Annotated in this window: 13 protein-coding genes; 6 read left to right on the top strand and 7 right to left on the bottom strand. The window is 48.3% G+C overall.

What is annotated here, in order from left to right:
• Position 1 precedes the first annotated feature (1 nt).
• Positions 2–1129 (top strand): glycoside hydrolase family 88 protein, encoded by a 1128-nt coding sequence (locus MHH50_RS09405; protein ID WP_076278570.1) that lies wholly within the window; start codon positions 2–4, stop codon positions 1127–1129.
• Positions 1130–1196: 67 nt separating this feature from the next.
• Here the strand turns inward: MHH50_RS09405 and MHH50_RS09410 are convergent, their stop codons facing one another.
• Both MHH50_RS09410 and MHH50_RS09415 read right to left on the bottom strand, forming a co-directional pair.
• A complete protein-coding gene (locus MHH50_RS09410; RefSeq protein WP_036683993.1) occupies positions 1197–1517 on the bottom strand; it encodes a cupin domain-containing protein in 321 nt (106 codons plus the stop codon).
• A 26-nt stretch (positions 1518–1543) separates the two neighbouring features.
• Complete coding sequence (locus tag MHH50_RS09415) at positions 1544–4084, bottom strand: heparinase II/III family protein (RefSeq protein ID WP_340034231.1); 2541 nt, start codon at positions 4082–4084, stop codon at positions 1544–1546.
• Between the two features lie 236 nt (positions 4085–4320).
• Here MHH50_RS09415 and MHH50_RS09420 point away from each other — a divergent pair, with 236 nt between their 5' ends.
• The 5 genes from MHH50_RS09420 to MHH50_RS09440 all read left to right on the top strand — a co-directional run bounded on the left by MHH50_RS09420 (position 4321) and on the right by MHH50_RS09440 (position 11044).
• On the top strand, positions 4321–5217 hold the full coding sequence (locus MHH50_RS09420; protein ID WP_038569654.1) for a sugar ABC transporter permease: 897 nt from the start codon (positions 4321–4323) through the stop codon (positions 5215–5217).
• Positions 5218–5304: 87 nt separating this feature from the next.
• Complete coding sequence (locus MHH50_RS09425; protein ID WP_254847647.1) at positions 5305–6126, top strand: carbohydrate ABC transporter permease; 822 nt, start codon at positions 5305–5307, stop codon at positions 6124–6126.
• 45 nt (positions 6127–6171) lie between these two features.
• Complete coding sequence (locus MHH50_RS09430; protein ID WP_340034232.1) at positions 6172–7941, top strand: sensor histidine kinase; 1770 nt, start codon at positions 6172–6174, stop codon at positions 7939–7941.
• Positions 7942–7948: 7 nt separating this feature from the next.
• Positions 7949–9565, top strand: a complete 1617-nt coding sequence (locus tag MHH50_RS09435; RefSeq protein WP_256717495.1) for a response regulator — start codon at positions 7949–7951, stop codon at positions 9563–9565.
• Positions 9566–9658: 93 nt separating this feature from the next.
• On the top strand, positions 9659–11044 hold the full coding sequence (locus MHH50_RS09440; protein ID WP_340034233.1) for an extracellular solute-binding protein: 1386 nt from the start codon (positions 9659–9661) through the stop codon (positions 11042–11044).
• 77 nt (positions 11045–11121) lie between these two features.
• Here the strand turns inward: MHH50_RS09440 and MHH50_RS09445 are convergent, their stop codons facing one another.
• Genes MHH50_RS09445 through MHH50_RS09465 form a run of 5 tightly spaced genes read right to left on the bottom strand, consistent with a single transcriptional unit; the run spans position 11122 to position 16428 of the window.
• Positions 11122–12252: a YheC/YheD family protein gene (locus tag MHH50_RS09445; RefSeq protein ID WP_076281025.1), complete on the bottom strand. Its 1131-nt coding sequence runs from the start codon at positions 12250–12252 to the stop codon at positions 11122–11124.
• Positions 12234–12752, bottom strand: coding sequence for a GNAT family N-acetyltransferase (locus MHH50_RS09450; RefSeq protein WP_076124882.1), 519 nt, complete (start codon positions 12750–12752; stop codon positions 12234–12236). The genes MHH50_RS09445 and MHH50_RS09450 overlap by 19 nt, the downstream gene beginning before the upstream one ends.
• A gap of 26 nt (positions 12753–12778) precedes the next feature.
• A complete protein-coding gene (locus tag MHH50_RS09455) occupies positions 12779–13891 on the bottom strand; it encodes a YheC/YheD family protein (RefSeq protein ID WP_312150849.1) in 1113 nt (370 codons plus the stop codon).
• Positions 13888–15261: a YheC/YheD family protein gene (locus tag MHH50_RS09460; RefSeq protein WP_036683976.1), complete on the bottom strand. Its 1374-nt coding sequence runs from the start codon at positions 15259–15261 to the stop codon at positions 13888–13890. Before MHH50_RS09460 ends, MHH50_RS09455 begins: the two co-directional genes overlap by 4 nt.
• Positions 15262–16428, bottom strand: coding sequence for a YheC/YheD family protein (locus MHH50_RS09465; RefSeq protein WP_076308253.1), 1167 nt, complete (start codon positions 16426–16428; stop codon positions 15262–15264).
• Positions 16429–16433: the final 5 nt, after the last annotated feature.

A 16433-nucleotide genomic window follows, 5' to 3' on the forward strand; every position in this document is an offset into this window, starting at 1 on the left:
GATGTCTATAACTGAAGCAACAACCGTTCGCTTGTCCAGTAAAATCGCGAGTACGATTCTTGGAGGGTGCAACAAGCAGGGAGAGCATGAATATGTGCTGGAAAGATGGGCTTATGTTCCGGGCATGCTGCTGATGGCAATGGCCCGGGCGGGTGTTCAGCTCGACCAGCCTGAGTATGTCTCCTTTATGGAGCGGCATATGGACACATTTATTGGAGAGGATGGTTCCATCCGTACCTACAGGCTGGAAGAATACAATCTGGACCAGATTAACGAGGGGAAAAACCTGTTCTTGCTATACCAGAAAACCGGAGAAGAACGGTATGCTGAAGCAGCCCATTTGCTGGCCGCACAGCTTATTGGACATCCCCGCACCTCCGAAGGGGGATTCTGGCATAAGAAGGTATACCCTTTCCAGATGTGGCTGGACGGGCTGTACATGGCATCGCCATTCCTAGCGGAATACGGCAAGGTTTTTCAACGACCTGAACTGATTGACGAAGCGGCGCATCAGCTGCTGCTGGTTGAGCGGCGGACCCGTGATCCACGGACCGGTCTGCTCTATCATGGCTGGGATGAATCCAAAGAGCAGGAATGGGCTGACTCGTCTACCGGATTGTCCTCTCATTTTTGGAGCCGGGCGATGGGTTGGTATGCGATGGCTGTGGTTGATTGCCTGGAGCATTTTCCGCTCACTCATCCGCAGCGGGGGACGATCATTGGCATTTTCCAGCGGATGTGCGGCGCGCTTCTGGAGGTTCAAGACAAGGAGACTGGCCTCTGGTACCAGGTGTTAGATCAAGCGGGGAGAAAAGGCAATTATCTTGAAGCTTCCGGCTCGTGCATGTTTGTTTATGCGATGGCTAAGGGACTAAGATTAGGTTATCTGGAATCCTCTTTTATAGAGGCGATGTTGCAAGGGTATGAAGGCATTTTGACGCATTTGACTGAAGAGGATGAACAAGGTGTGCACCTGCACCAGATCTGTCATGGAGCGGGTCTGAGCAAAGACCGTAATGGCTCATACGATTACTATATCTCTGAGGACGTATTGTCGGATGTGCCTATGGGCGTCGCTCCATTGTTATTAGCATCACTTGAGGTGGAACGGTACCAAGCTGAAAAATAACAGAAGCCCAATCATTCCCTCTGAAATGGAATGATTGGGCCTTTTTTTGCTGCCAGATATATATTTATTAGCGTTTCAGCAGATCCTCGCGGATAGGTGTGAAGACATCGAGCAGCGCAGAGTCTGCTTCCAATGCGGTTACACCGTGCTTTGCATCTGGCGGTATGGCAATACTTTGCCCCGCGGTTACCTTATGCTTCTCGCCGTCAATACGAAATTCAAAGCTTCCACGCAGACAGTAGCTCATCTGCTCGTGAGGATGGCTATGCTCATAGCCCTCGGCTCCCTTTTCGAAATGAACCTCCATCATCATCAGACTGGCTGCAGCGTTCAAGATACAGCGTTTAACTCCCGGTTCTGCTGGTTCCCATACTCCAAGATTGCTCATGTTCTAATCTTCCTCCTTGTATATAGTTATCGGGGCATGGCGATGTGAATTCTGCCTGCCTCAATTCTTAATTGGGTTGCTTCAGGTTGCCCGGATGTTGACTCAGATTCTCCGAGCAGCCTAAGCGGTCCGGGACCCGGAACAGTAACAAGGTGTTCCTCCTTGGTGCCGTTGATGGCGGCGATAAACCATTTTCCATCCGTACGGGATATCCTGTACAAGCGTACTCCTTCGACAGCCTCTTCATAATCAAGCTGTTCAAGCTGTAGTGAAGAAGCATCTTCTGTCCGGGGATGAAGCAGAATGACGTAATCGCTTGTACCACCATAAACACGGAAATGTTGCTGCTCTGCCAGCGGATAATTCCCGGCGACAGCGCCTTCTCCCACTGTAATCACTGGAAGTTCTGGTTCGGCGATATAAGCGCTTAGGTGCTTGCCGTTCAGGCAAGCTGCATCAATGGATTGCTCCATTATACTTGCATCAGTACTGAGTGTATGCAGATTCCAGACGCTGTTCGATGCTCCCTCAATTCGATCCCATATCAAGTAGACGTTAAAGCCTGCTTTAATGAACAAGAAATTCCGCTCATATTCTCTGGCGTTAGCCTCTGGAATAAGACTGCTGGCATGATCTAACTCTTCTGAAAAGCGTACTTCCTTGCATGTGCTTTGCAGTGGGCCATTGGCAAAATTTCCGAATGAATCGGTAAATTGAACAACATTATGAGCTGCGCTGGACACATACCAATGCCGATCTCCGTTATAGTAACCTCCCGTTCCAGAATCAAGGGTTACTGGAACACCATCTGCCCAGATGGAGAAGTGCCCTTCATCATGATGAGCGTGATAAGTCAGCGGAGACGCCTCGTAGATTGCATAATGCTGAAGGTTCTGTTCTCCGTTGCGGAAGATGACATAACCGATATCGGGATAATGTACGGAGTCGAGTGCAGGCCTTTGTTCTGTTAAGTCGGGCTGTGGATATAACAGCGCGACCAGAGGCAGAGGAAAAGCGCCGCTATCCTCAATCGGTTCTCCGCCGTGCTTCCACGTCCAGAGCATTTCCCCGGCAAGCTGGGGGTCTTCGTCCATATAGAATGGGGCCGCATATCCAAGCAGGCGAAACCATTTTTCCTGCACATTGGCATCGCCGACCGCTGGTGTAAGCAGGATGGGGGAGCCAGAAGAGCCGCCTTGAATAATATCTGGTGCAGTCACTGTGCCGATTAGGAAACGGTACATGCCCTTTACCTTCTCATGCTTGAAATAATCAATGCCCTTCAAACGCTTTAATAGGACGAAGAAAAGAAAATAGCGATGCAATACTGCGCCATGGTAGCGAATATTTTCTGGCCACGCGCCGTCTGAATCCACCACTTCTGCCAGCTGCCAGTTGATGACAGAGAGGGCATGATCAAGATATGCCTCACTTTGTTTTTCATTGGGAAAGAGGAGGGCATATACACCCAGTCCGGTTGCCCGGTCGGCATTCCAATTACTGCGTTTTCCCCCCTTTTCATCTGGGAAGGTCTCCAGATCAAACCGGTAGTAGTGGGTATCCATCATCATGTCTGCGATATAGCGGAAATGAGCGAGAAGTTCGGTTTCTTCTCCAGTGAGGAATACACTGCTGCCAGCAATCTGATCGTAGATTACCGAAGCAGCAGCGAGCCCCCTCCCGATATGCACCGCGCCGTAAGTATCATCGTCATGCCAGCCGTCTCTACGGAAAATATCCATGCCTACCCGCATATCGGCAAGCATGTACTGGAGCTTTTGCTTGGCTCGAACCGCAAATTCACTTTCACCCGTGATCATATACATATTGGCGTCCGCTCCCGTAGCCTCCAGCAGGTAGGCCCAATTGGTAAGTGTCAGCCGATTAAAAAGCGGGGAGAGCAGCTCAGTTCCTAACGGCTGCCCCGCAGCATTTAGAAAATGGACCCCGATGCAGATTCCTTCGCCCAGAGGAGCTTCCAGACTGAGCGCCGTCTGCACGCTGTAATGATCACCTTCGTATACAGGTATGGTCTCTCCATAATGAAGGATTGTCAATCCTTTCACTTCCTCATTACTGATGCAGATACATTGCAAATCGTCTGCCAGACTAGCGCCAGATGGGGTTACACCAGATGGCTGGAGACCCTGCTGCCAGCTGGCCAATTTCTCTAGATATACTGTGCTTCCGTTTTCTCGGTCTTGACTCCACCCCAGCATCCCAGATTCTAGACCGCCATTCGCTAGTTCAACCGGCAAGCCAAGCTGCGAATGAGTCAGACGCAAGCCCCCGATGCGCGCCGTGCCCTTTCCCCGAATCTGTACAGAAAGCTTGAGGAAGGCCGTTCTGGGAGGGGTTTTAAAAACAAAGGGTTCTACCCGGAACACGCCGAGTTTATGGAGGGGCGCAGCAGCTTCTCGGCTGGCAAATTGTTCAGACAGCTGTTGTTGTCTTTCGTACTCTTGCTGGACCTTGGGAAGCTGTTCGATTCTAAGGCGTATGCCCTCCAGCTCTCCTTCGGTATAACATCCGAAGGGGCGTGTACCGCCACCATATGCTGAAATCATCGGTAGTTCTAACCTCCTTGTAAAGTAGTCATGGTTCGTGGGTGAGCTTTCTCTTAATTAGTATAAACGTGGCTTTACGAAGGACGGGATAGATAAACAAATGAAGGAAAGGGGACAAAGCAACTGAAAAAGTGAAATTCTCCCCCAAGCGCAGTCGCTTTCTCCCTAACCGTTACGAACGGATAGAATTATCATTAAGGACATAAGCTTAGTCCAATGGACAGGAGGAACAATAAATGAATTTATCAAAACGTCAAATTAACGCCTGGACCTTCGTTGCTCCCAGTTTGATTCTGACGCTGGTTTTTGGAGTATATCCGATCTTTTGGGCTCTGAAGTACATGTTCTATGATTACCAGGGTTTCGGCGAACCCTTGTTTATCGGGCTGGAGAATTTCGAGCGCTTATTAAGGGATCAGGAATTCTGGAAGTCAGTGGTCAACACCTTTATCTACGCTGGAGGCAAGCTGCTCATCACCTTGCCATTATCATTTTTACTGGCGGTTGTCCTCAATCGTGCTTTGAAAGGGCGGCAGCTGCTAAGAGCGATTTACTTTATGCCGACCGTAATCAGTGCTTCGGTTATGGCCATCGTATTCTACGTTATCTTTAATTCATACAATGGGATGGTTAACCAGCTATTGGTCGGCTCTGGAATTATTTCCGCTCCGATAGATTGGCTAGGGCCGAAATATGCCTTACTAACAGCTATTATGATTGCGATATGGGGGGCTATCGGTAACTATATGCTGCTCTTTATCGCTGGTTTACAGAACATTCCTGAGGATCTCTATGAGGCGGCATCTATAGATGGAGCTGGACCTTTCAGAAAAATGTGGAACATCACCGTTCCCATGCTCGGACCTGTATTGCAAATGATCATTATGCTCGCTATTACCGCCTCCCTAAAAGGCTACGAGAGTATTATGGTGCTTACCGAAGGCGGTCCTTATGGCAAGACGGAAGTTATGTACCTGTACCTGTATAAGCTGTTCTTCCCTGTATCCAGTGGGGGTACAAGCATTCAGCAATTTGGCTACGGTAGTGCGGTTGGTTTTGCCACAGCAGTTATTGTAGGTCTGATTACCTTAGTCTACTTTTATGTATCTAAAAAGCTAAATGATATCTATTAAAAGAGAGGAGAATGAACAGTGAGTACATTACATGCGGAGACGAAGAACACTTCGGTCCAGCCTGTCCGGTCCTTCAAGACCCGAGCGGTGCTGTCCCGGACCTTGCTGTGGATTTTTCTACTTATAGTGGCGGCTTTTGCGTTGTTTCCGATTATTCTGGCTTTTTTTGGATCCCTTAAGACCAATCTGGAGTTGACGACAGGAACCACCTTGCTGCCTAAGTCATGGCAGATTGGAAACTACGCGCAGGCTTGGAATTCGGCTAACTTTGCCCGCTTTACATGGAACAGTGTGTTTATCAGTATCTTTACCACCTTAGGCACTCTATTCATTGGAACGATGGCCGCATATGCGGTAGCGAGAGTAGATTTTTACGGGAAACGTATATATGTTGTAATTCAGTCCTGCACGCTGTTTATCTCGATCGGTGCTGTGGTGCTTCGGCCGCAATTTGACCTTATGGTAGCGCTTAATCTACAGAAATCGTTATGGGGTGTCATTATTATTCTGATTAGTGCGCATGCCACGGCATTTTTTATGTTGATTGGTTTTGTACGAGCGATTCCGAAGGATCTGGATGAGGCTGCTTTTATTGACGGCTGTAATTTCTATAGCGTATACTTTCGAGTTATCTTACCGCTTCTGACACCCGCCCTTGGAGTCACGGCGCTCTGGACCTTCCGCGGAGCATGGAACGAATATATTCTGCCGCTGGTTTTTACCATGACACAGCCAAAATTACAGACACTCACCGTAGGATTGGCGGGGCTAAAATATGGTATCGGCGATGCGGCGCAACCTCAATTGATGCTCGCGGGTGCATGTCTGTCCATGTTGCCAATGATTGTTGTCTATATTTTCGCTAACAAATCGTTCATGCAGATGACAGCTGGCTCTGTAAAGGGCTAAATTCGGGGCGGGCTTCGGACAGCTATTCAAGAAGGATGTGAATACATGCTGAAGGCCTGGGTTTATCGTACCTCTTTGAAGAAAAGAATATGGCTATCTTTTACCGCACTGACGGTATTCTGTATTTCTGTCACCGGTTTATTGGCTTACTCCATCGCTTCTCGGGCGATGGAGCGTAACTCTGTCGAGTTAAATCAAAATGTGCTGACTCAGTCAATCAATGTCCTGGACCAGAAGTTAAAGCAAATCATTGTGGCTTCCTCCACGATGATGTTGAGCGAAGCTTATCAGCAGACCATCCGGGATATTAAAGCTCATAATATGGAACGTTTTTTTGCCAATTTTTCTATGCTGCAAGCGCCCTTCACGCAGGTAGAGTTGACGGAAAACTCCATTGAATCTATCTTGATCAGTACGCCGGACGGGGATTTCTACTCTACCAGCAATCAGCGCAGAACTTTGACCCCATTTCTAGAATCTTCGCTGTACCAACGGATTAAGGAGAAACCTGAATCCAATTGGGTGGAGAGTCATCGGGACGAGCTATTTGCCGGGAAACACCATGTTATTTCCCTAGTCTTGCAGCCGCTTACAGACAATTATGTCCCTGATCTATTTTTGATTGTTAATGTAAAAGAGGACATTCTTGAAGATACTGTAAGTGGAGGCGGGAGTCTTGGCTCCGCGCGTTTTTTACTGATCAATAAAGAGGGAACAAGCGTCTTCGGAGACGGGAGACGTCCGGAATGGTCTCGGGACTCTGTGTTTTTGGACAAACTGAGGGAAGCGGACCGGGGTAATTTTGAATATTCTGCTGGGGATGGGCCAATGCTGCTCAGCTATGCCAGTTCAGGGTACGCAAAAGACTGGGTGTTGGTCAGCTACCTGTCCAAAAAGGAACTGCTGCAACCTGTTCGGAGTATTCAATGGCTGGTGTTGATGATCATGGCGGCATGTATCGTCATCGCGCTTTTCCTTGCAAGGTATCTGTCCGCTTTGCTACTGGGACCGCTGCTGAAACTGCAACGGACGATGTCTCGTGTTGAGCAAGAGGATCTCAGTGCACGCTTCCAGAGTCCTTTCCAGGATGAGATTGGGGAGGCGGGACGCAAATTTAACCAGATGTTAGACCGGATTGGTGAGTTGATTGTTGAAGTCAAGGATACAGAAAAAGAAAAGAGAAAAGCGGAGATCAAGGCGCTTCAGGCGCAGATCGAGCCTCATTTTTTATATAACACATTAAACACGATTTTCTGGAAATGTGAGATGGATGAATATGAAGATGTGAAACAGATGGTCATTTCGCTGTCTGCACTGTTTCAGCTGGGACTGAACAACGGGCAGGAAATTACGACCTTAGGCAAGGAACTGGAACATGTCCGCCAGTATCTAAACCTTCAGCAGCAATGTTACGAAGGGTTGTTTGACTATACAATTGATGCCGGAGTGGAACTGCTGGAGCTTCCTGTGTTGAAAATTATTATTCAGCCCTTGGTGGAGAACTCAATCCTGCACGGCCTTAAGGAATTAAGGGGAGGGGGAGTGATCCGGATCTCTGTAGAAGTAGCCAAAAACACACTGCTCATCCGGGTTACCGATAACGGAACCGGCATGAATGCGGAGAAACTCAATGCCTGGCTGAAGGAGCCGAACGGCAGTGGAGGTTACGCTCTGTCTAATATATGTAGCCGACTGCAGCTGTACTACGGCAAAGAAGCCGGATTGGTCTTTCGAAGCAGTCCGCGTGTTGAAACCGAAGCTGTTCTATCCATTCCTGTGGAAGGGGGAATAAATCCTGAGCACCCATTCAATTAAAATATGTATTGTTGATGATATTCCTGCAGTGGTCCGCGGATTGTCGCAGCGGATTCCTTGGGAGGAACATGGGATTGTGATCGCGGCCACCGCGGCAGACGGGGAAGAAGGTCTGGAGCAGATCCGCAAGCATCGTCCTGACATCGTATTGACGGATATCCGAATGCCTTTTAAGGATGGTTTAGAGATGATGCGGAGCATCCAAGCCGAGCAGCCAGGCATCAAACTGATTTTTTTGACGGGTTATTCTGATTTCACCTATGCCCAGGAAGCAGTTAAGCTGGGTGCCTTTGATCTGATTGTAAAACCGTATACCAAGGTTCAAGTGCTTGAATCCGTATTGAAGGCCAAAGAAGTGTTGGAACGGGAACGCAGTCAAGCTGAGCAGATGATGGGCATGGAACAAAAGCTGCGCGAGAGCTTACCTTATTTGCGTCAGGAATATATGCGTCTGCTCATCCGTTACGGCACTAGGCAGCAGCACTTGAGCCAGCAGTGGGATTTTTACAATATCGAGATGAATAACCATAACTTTTGCGTGATGGTAGCGGAAGTGGATTTTTTTGTGGAACGTACATCAGAACTTACGGTTTCCGAAGTGGAATTAATCCGCTTTGCCGTACAGAATATTTTGGAAAATACAATATCCGAATACACTCGGGGTATTGTGTTCCGGGAAAATGTGAATCAGTTCGTTATTGTGATGAACCCTCTGGCGGAGCCGAATATGGAGCAACTTGCAGAGAAATGCCGGGAAAATGTACATCGGTATACGTACCAGACGGTATCCATTGGACTGGGTGGAGAGGTGGAGGAGGTAGGGCAGCTTTCTGCTTCCTATGCGCAGGCGCTGTCTGCACTTGCGAACACCTTTCTAAATGGTGGGAACAGCGTGTACACCTATGTTGAAGATGCAGTCGTGAATGCCGTGCTACCCAGATACTCATATGACAAGGAGAAAGAATTGCTTTATTGTCTGCGTTCGGCGAATTTGTCCAAAGCAGAGGAGCAGCTGGATCATATTTGGCATGATTGGATTACTGCACCGGCAACGCCTAACCCGTCCATCGTTAAGACGTTATGTCTTGAACTGGCTCATTCTATCCATCGGATTTTTTCGGAAAAAGCAACGGATTCGGAAGTTAAAACTCTGGAAAATAAGCTTGCAGACATGAGCAGTGCAGTCTCTTTTGAAGATCTTAGCCGCCAGATTCGGGAATTTTGCCGTTTGGGCTGTACGTATTTGCAACAACGCCAATGCAGTGACGCGCGTATGCTTGTGGATCGGGCCATCACTCATATCAATGGAAATCTGCAGCGAAATCTATCCGTCGCCGACTGTGCACGGGAGGTGCATCTTAGTCCTAGCTACTTCTCCAATCTTTTTAAAAAGGAGACGGGGATGACACTCGCCCAATATATTATCGGGAGACGAATGGACAAAGCCAAGGAGCTGGTGCTGGAAGGCATACAGGTTCAGGATATTGCCATCTCTTTGGGATATGAGGATCGACCCTATTTTACAGAGCAGTTCAAAAAATACACCGGAATGACGCCGACTGACTTTCGTGCAAAATATACCTTGCCCAAAGTGGAGGGAAACAGTGATTTCGTCTCCCATTGACAGTTGTTTTCTCCTTCACTGATAAAAGGGCAGTGGAATTATAATTTTCTTAAGAAATGAATGCGATTTCAAAAGAAAAGGGAGGCATTTTAGATGAAAAGAAACAAATGGATATTAGCTGGGGTTTCGCTGATGCTGGCTGGCTCGTTGGCCGCCTGTTCATCATCCGAATCTAATACGGAGGTAAGCAGCAGCAATACAAACTCCGAAAAAACAAAATTGGTCTACTGGACCATTGATCGTCATGATTCTGATTTTATTGAGCAAAAGATCAGCGAGTATGAAGGTCTTAATCCCAATATCGAGATTGAAATGAAGGTTATGGCAGAGAACTATACGCAGTCGGTGGATATTGCCTTCTCCAGCATGCAGGCGCCTGATATTCTCCGGGTGGATACTTATAACGTGCCAACGTGGGTCAAAAGAGGGTATCTGGAATCTTTTGATAGCTACATTTCACCAGAGATGAAGAGCCGGTTCGAGAACGTACTTATCAACGAGAAAAATACCGTTGACGGCAAAATATATAGCCTTCCCAATATCGGTCAGTTCTGGCGCCTCATTTATAACGTAGATTTGTTCGAGAAGGCTGGCATTACAGAGCCGCCTACCACACTCGCAGAGATGGTCGAGGATGCCAAGAAAATTACGGCAGCGGGAAAAGATATAGGCGCTTACGGCTTCGCGGGTAATTTTAAAAGTACCAGCGGATTTGAGCGTATCGCTTATCCAATAACAACACTTAGCAAGACTAAGGGCACAGAGGGCTTCGACTTCCAGACGGGGCAATTTGATTTTAGCGTCTATAAAGAGGTTGCTGAGGCGCTGCGGCAGATTAAGGTGGATGGAAGCATGATGCCAGGATCGGAATCGCTTGATATCGACCCGCTGCGTGCGCAATTCGCTCAAGGCAAGATCGGCATGTATTTCAACCATTCCGTTGAGCCGACGGTCTACAAAACCCAATTCCCAACTGAAATTCGCTGGGCAGCTGCGATTCCTCCAACCATTGACGGGGAGCAGAAGGGGGTCAGCCAAGTTATTGCAGGAAGTTATTTGGCTATGAGCAAGGATTCTAAGCATAAGGAAGAAGCTTGGAAGTTTATTGAATGGATGTACAGTGATGATGTGCAGATTGCTTACCAGGAAGCAGGGTATGGGGTTTCGGTTATTCCATCGGTTGCTACTGTTGCCAAGGCACCAGACATTGCAGGAATTGAAGATTTTCTGCCTACGAAGTTAGACGGAATTTATCCAGCGACTCCGATGGTCATTAGTGAAGGACGTCTGGAAGGACTAAAGAAGGTTGATGTCTTCAATAGATATATTTTTGGTGGTGGAGATTTAGATAAAGAGCTTCAGGACTTGAATGCTCGCTATAATGCGGCACTTGAAAAAGCCAAAGCCGCAGGTGACACCGATATCGAAGCACAGCCGGACTTCGATGCAGGTTCCCTGCAGGGATCATTGGCCAAATAAATCGAAAAAGACGCCTCTTGTGCTTCGTATTAATACGAGCTAGTGGCGTCTTTTTTTGATGACTACTATGATAATTTTTATTCCTCAGTCGTTTTAGCTGTGCTCGGGGTTCCTTTGTTATTGTAGAGCCACAGCGCGTATTCCAGAGGGCGAAGCAGGGCTTTGCGGTAAGTGGTTCCGTCACCTGATCTTGCGAACACTTCACGGGCGGGCTTTGGATTAACCTCCAGCACGTAAATTTTACCTTCGCGATCAATGGCGAGGTCCAATGCAAGCTCACATAAGGCTCCGTAACTTTCTTCCAAGAAGGCTGCGGCATCAAGACCTAACCTCTCGGCAGTCTTCATGACCTTATCGGTTTTATCCTGACTACCCAGCCATTCCTTCAGCAGCGTTTCCGCTCGAACGGCATGACCACCGCCATGAAGATTGGAGGTTACACTCCGCGCTGCACCGACTCGTGCTGCCATACCTGTCAGTTCCCAGACACCTTGCCCATTCTTTTGAACGAGCATCCGGTAATCATGGAAACGTCCGCCCGGCAGACGTAATGGGATCCCCTGTTGGATAAGGAAACGTCCGCCGATACACCATTGCCGTACGATGGAATCCAGCCGAGTAGAAGAGACTTTACGGGTGGGAATGATTCGGCGATCCTGGCGACGGCCTTGAATATCATATACCCCACGCCCATCCTTCATTCTCTCAATTCTGAGAATGCCACGTCCGCCTGTGCCGTTTGCCGGCTTGATATAGACTACTGAATTGGTTTTCAGCATCCGGCGCAGGTCGGCAGAGGACTGATAGAGTAAAGTTTCTGGCATATGCTGCCGGAAACGGCTTTTTTGTGAGAATGTTTGGTGAATGGTCCATTTGTTGCGCAGTGGACGATTCAGAAATAACAGATGATTGTAGCGTTCTCGGAAACGAAGCAGTTGCTGAAAGCGTGAGCTGCGCTGAATACGGCAACGGTCATAAATCATGTTCGGAAAAGAACGCCATTTGCGTGACCATTTTCCGCTCTTGGGATCAAAGACAAGGGCATGGATCTGCTCTTTGCTGGGATGAACATCCATGGGGGTAAACACAAAGACATCCAAGCCAATTCGTTTGCCCTCGACGATCATTCTCCGGTACACGGCCTTTTCTTCAAGCTGCTTGGCTTCGTTAATATATAAAGTAAGAATGCCTAAGACGGGCTCTGGCACAGGAGTTCACCTTCTTGTGGAGAAATAGTAGTGCTGCCGGTATGATGGGGTGACCGGAGCAGTAATGTTGGCTTGCCGGTAGGACCAGTGGTAAGTGTGTCGGCAGCAAGGCCGATATTGAAGCACATCTTTAGGCTAGCAGTATTGTCGCAGGCAACACTGCATTGCAGATGCCCGAGGCGTTTCAGCTGGGCAGCCATTAAGGCAGTGCCGGTATGTCTATTCCGGTAGAAGGGGTGCACAGCGACAAGACAGGCTTCTGCACCGAAACCGGATACGAAGCTGACTCCTGCGAGCTGGCGCCCATTCTGACCGCGTACGGTAGCGACAAGCAGCGAGATACCCGGCTCTGACAACTGATCCGGTGTTAATCGGGCCAGTACTTTGCAAGCTTGGTTTGTGATTCGCTTCTCCCCATGCGCTCTTATAAACTCAAGCAGTCCAGCCAGCCGTGATTTCCACTGCTTGGCATTTGTGTCATAGATGGAGGATATCTGCATGCTGTGTCACATCCTTTTAATGATTTCTATTTAAACTGGCGCGCTAAATGCTGGCCGTAGTGAAAGATTCGCTCTAGGGACAGCTTGCGGATCGCGGGTTCATCAAATTTCATCGGCCGGGAGTTGGCCTCAAAGAACCAGAGTCCCCCATTCTCATCTACACCCAGATCCATCGACATCTCTCCGAGCATAGAATCAGAAGCTCTTTCAATTTGTCTAGCGATAAGAAGGGCGGTTGTAGGCACGCTCTTCAGGATCATGGCTGCTTTTTCGGTTCCAAATGTACTTTCCAGCATGCTGGCAGGCTCTTCAATACTACCGCCGCGTGGTACATGTGTCGTTATACTTCGGGCACCGGCGAGGCGTGCACCTATGCCAGTGACTCCCCAGCCGCCTCTGCTGTTTTTTTGCAGAAGCACCCTCAGATCAAACGGTCTTCCCCGATGAGTCGCCAGTTCAATAGCCTGCTGCACAATATAACGAGAGATTCCTTTTTCTTTTCCGATTCTTGCCCAGAGCCGGTCCATGGAAGCTGCTTTGTACGTCACATTTTTTTTGCCGCTTTGAATTTGGAGCCGGTAAGGCAAAGCGGTATCTGCACGATATTTTAAGCGCATAATTCCTTTTCCTGCTTTGCCATTCTCTGGTTTAAGGTAGAGGCTGGTATGCTGGTTCAGCATGGCAGTAAGGGTGTTTGCACTGCGTAATCGTCTCGTTTTTGGAACATGCTTTGAGGTGGAGTGCGAACCCCGTAACCATTCGAACAGACTCCATTTATTGAAAAAATATGGATTATATAGCTTAATGCCTGGATGTTCCAGGCATTGAGCTATTTTACGTACCACAGCAGGTTTTTCCTCATCCTCACGGGTGGGAATTCGGTTATAAATGATTTGTGGAAGAGGTACAGGAATGCTGTACCAGATTTTACCGCTGGACGATGGGACATATCCGTTCACCATCCGTTCCTCAAGTTTGAGGTCACGGACAGTGATGACGTAGACAAGAAATCCCATTTCTTTGCCTGTGCGAATAATGTCCCGGAAGTTGCTGCGGTTGCCATTAAATTGCCGTACTTTATCGCTGGTTGTCAGTATGGCAATAACAGGTTTTGTATCTTCCGGATTATGGGTGCTCACATCTCATCCCTCCTGCGGAATTTGCTGAGGTATAGACAATGCTCCAGAATGTGCTCGATGGAAGCTTTGCCCTCAGCGCGCAGGGAAGGGTGACGGAAGATGGAACGACCTGGTTTGGCGTTGGCCTCGAACATCCAGATGTCTTCATCCTGATCAATTCCGAGATCAAAGCCAATTTCACCGAGCAAATGACGATGCTGGACTTCTAGTGATTCTGCCAGCTTGATGGCTGTAGTCTTTGCACGCTGCAGTACTTCATCAGCTCTTGCGCCGAATACACGTCCGAGTGCTTGCTGAGGTGTAAGCAATGCTCCTCCATTTTTAAGGTGAGTGGTGACACTGCCACGGCCGGCTTTTTTAGCGCCTATGCCGACTACAATCCACTGATTACTGCCGTTTTTATGCATATGGAACCGGAAATCAATCGGGCAGCCATCTATTTCAATGAGACGTATTCCCTGCTGAACTATATAATTTTGCAGATTTTGACCGTGACGCGAACGAAGCATACGCATAAGGGCTTCAAAGGTGGTAAAGCGTAAAAGAACGTTTTTTCCACCGCGGCGGTAGCGGGCAAAATACCCCTTTTTCGGGAGATAGGTAAGCCGGTAAATGCCGTGACCCAGACTTCCCGCAGAAGGTTTATAGTATACAAAATGATGGTGATCCAGCATTTCTCTCATTTTTTCCGTGGACGGATTGCTGTGGGTTTCAGGTACATATCGATTTGCCGCCCCATCATTTTCTAAAAGCTTATAGATATCGGATTTATTGAAAAAGCTCCAGTTAAAGTATGGAATTCTTTTCCGCATAAATCGTTCGCGAAGTTGGTTGATATAGGGTGAGGTCTCAGCTCTCCGACTGGGCAATCGATTATAGACAACATCAGGTAGAGGGACCATTTTTCGTTCAAACTTACCGCTTGAAGTCAAAAAATATCCATAGACCTGTTCCTGTTGCCAGTTGATGTCACGCGGCATAAAGGCAAATATATAACATTTGTTGCTGCCTTCCCGCAGTAATTGCTTGATGAACCCTGTGCGAGAACCGAAGGGCTGAGACGAGGAAGCAGGACCATCGGACAATATGCCAACTAAAGGTCCTAGCTGCACCTCGTCATTCTGTAGATTGCGTAAATAGACACCACCTGATTTCGGAACCTTGATAGCGCTTTTTACGCCTGAGGCGAGATATAGGTGATTTCCGGCGCGCTTGATGGGCTTGATCATGGTCGGGGTGGCATCTTTACCGAGCCTTAAGCGTATATTTTTTTTCCCCGTTAACTTCAAGCTTTTCATCAGTGCACCTGATACATATACAACTCTTTGGGGCTGCTTAGTGAAATGCACATTGCAAAAAGTGAGACTCATTTATGAATCCTCCTTAGGAACCATTGTTATCATTCTCCCGTTTGTAACGGAGCTGCCCGTAGATAGGGATGGTATCCGTCGTTGTGTGAGCAGTAGATGGCGCGCATAAGACAGTGGATTCTCGGCGGCGAGCTTAGCAGCCCGGCGGTCGCCCGTCAGCCGGAATACCGTGCGCCCTGGCTTGGAATTTGCTTCTAGTAAATGAATCCGACCGCTCGAATCAATACCGAAATCAAGGCCGAGTTCTCCAAGCCTGCCGCATGCAGCCTCCAGTAGGGGAGGCAAGTATGCAGCTTCTGCAGCAAGCTCATGCATGATGTCTTTTCCACCCTGACCATATTCAGCAAGCAAAAAAGGCAGGGGAGAAACAGCTGTTCCGCCGCCATGCAGGTTCGAAGTCAGCGAACCTTGGTTACCCAGCCGTACAGCCATGCCGGTAAGAGTCCAGCGGCCAAGGCCATTCTTTTGCATCAATACACGCACATCGAACGGTTGCCCCTTACTATTCGTTAGGTGCAGGAAAGGCTGTATAATATAGCGGCGTGAGCCGATAAATTCATGAATCCAGTTCAGTCCTTCAGCCTGTGAGTCGAAAACATATTGAAAAGGTGTATTTGTACCGTCACGCCCTCGTACTCTCATGCCTCTGTTCTGCAGTATGGCATGTAATGTACGTTTGCCATGGGTGCCGGCCTTGGGCTTTAGAAAGACTCCATATTCTCTTTCAGCAAGCATTGTACTTAACCTGCGGGTACCGGTATAGAGTACAGTTTCCGGCAGTATTGCCGCTGCTCTCCGGTCGCGCTTCAATATCTCATGTACACCCCATTTATCTGGCAAACCTCGAGACCAAGGCAGGGAACGATGAAGAGTAGAGAGAGCAGCGGAAGCTTCTTTTCTTTCTTTAGGACCTTCGTAAAAGCAGCGATTATAGACAATATCTGGCGGTGAAGAAGTAGTATTCTGCCAGCTTCCATCTTTCCAGGTATAGCCGGTAATGGAGGAACCGTCTGCCGCTACTCCGTCTGGATGAAATACGAGGACTTTTAGGCTGTATAGAGGAGCTGCCCGGCATAAATGACTGCAAAACTCTGGCTCGGCGATCGGTGGATTCCCGTTGCGGCGGCCTGTCATAATGCCGAGGAACCCCACTTCTGTTTCAGTCATCGTGT

It is taken from the genome of Paenibacillus sp. FSL H3-0302 (genome assembly GCF_037982245.1).
Classification (GTDB): domain Bacteria; phylum Bacillota; class Bacilli; order Paenibacillales; family Paenibacillaceae; genus Paenibacillus_AQ; species Paenibacillus_AQ odorifer.

Coding starts and splice junctions, on each gene's coding strand:
- MHH50_RS09405 (WP_076278570.1), top strand. CDS start 2: ATGTCTATAACTGAAGCAACAACCGTTCGCTTGTCCAGTAAAATCGCG.
- MHH50_RS09410 (WP_036683993.1), bottom strand. CDS start 1,517: ATGAGCAATCTTGGAGTATGGGAACCAGCAGAACCGGGAGTTAAACGC.
- MHH50_RS09415 (WP_340034231.1), bottom strand. CDS start 4,084: ATGATTTCAGCATATGGTGGCGGTACACGCCCCTTCGGATGTTATACC.
- MHH50_RS09420 (WP_038569654.1), top strand. CDS start 4,321: ATGAATTTATCAAAACGTCAAATTAACGCCTGGACCTTCGTTGCTCCC.
- MHH50_RS09430 (WP_340034232.1), top strand. CDS start 6,172: ATGCTGAAGGCCTGGGTTTATCGTACCTCTTTGAAGAAAAGAATATGG.
- MHH50_RS09440 (WP_340034233.1), top strand. CDS start 9,659: ATGAAAAGAAACAAATGGATATTAGCTGGGGTTTCGCTGATGCTGGCT.
- MHH50_RS09450 (WP_076124882.1), bottom strand. CDS start 12,752: ATGCAGATATCCTCCATCTATGACACAAATGCCAAGCAGTGGAAATCA.
- MHH50_RS09460 (WP_036683976.1), bottom strand. CDS start 15,261: ATGAGTCTCACTTTTTGCAATGTGCATTTCACTAAGCAGCCCCAAAGA.
- MHH50_RS09465 (WP_076308253.1), bottom strand. CDS start 16,428: ATGACTGAAACAGAAGTGGGGTTCCTCGGCATTATGACAGGCCGCCGC.